Annotated in this window: 1 protein-coding gene; it reads left to right on the plus strand. The window is 68.2% G+C overall.

What is annotated here, in order from left to right; all coding sequences use genetic code 11:
• Positions 1 to 163 precede the first annotated feature (163 nt).
• The coding region (locus AC1DYI_RS36945) for an LD-carboxypeptidase (RefSeq protein ID WP_477209042.1) at positions 164 to 912 on the plus strand (749 nt) is incomplete at its 3' end.

Genomic DNA, 912 nt, shown 5'->3' on the forward strand with positions numbered 1-912 from the left:
TCGCCGAGCGCCGGGCACAGCAGAAGGCTGAGCGGGCCGCTGCGGTGGACGAGCCGGCCTCCGAGTCGCCCGACGTCACCCCCAGCGACCCGATTCCGACCGGCTTTGCCATCGAACTGCCGATGGACGAACCGCCGCCGCCCAATACCTGACCACCGACCCCATGACCAGCCTGACCCTGTTCACCCCCGCCGGGGTGCTGCTGAAAGCGGCCCCGCTGCGCCTGGCCGCCAAACGGCTTGCCGCGATGGGCTTTGCCGTGACCATCGACGAAGCCGCGCTGGCCAGGCAGCAGCGGTTCGGCGGCAGCGACGAGCAGCGCCTGGAAGCCCTGCACCGCGTCGCTGCCGAGGCCCCCTCGATTGCCATGGCCACCCGTGGCGGCTACGGCTTGACCCGCCTGCTCGACCGAATCGATTGGAAGAAGCTCAAGCGTGGCGTCGACAAAGGCACCCGCTGGGTTGGCTACAGCGACATGACGGCGCTGCAAATGGGGCTGCTCGCCCACACCGGCGCGCCAAGCTGGTGCGGCCCGCTGGCGGTGGATGACTTCGGCCGCGAGGTGCTCGACGATGTCACGCCCGATTGTTTTGCCGAGGCGATGAGTGGCGAGCTCGAAGCGATCGGTTTTCGCACCGAAGCCGGCTTCGATGGGGTGCAAGCCAAGGGCGTGCTGTGGGGCGGCAACCTGACGGTGCTGACTTCGCTGCTCGGGACTCCACACTGGCCGCAGGTCAAGGGCGGGATCCTGTTCGTGGAGGACGTCAACGAACACCCGTACCGCGTCGAGCGGATGCTGCTGCAATTGCACCAGGCTGGTGTGCTGGCGCGCCAAAAAGCGGTGGTGCTGGGGGCCGTGAGCGACTGGAAGCCCTCGCCGATGGACCGGGGCTACAACCTGAAGGCCATGGT

The sequence above is a fragment of the Ideonella sp. P3_A4 genome (assembly GCF_056403075.1).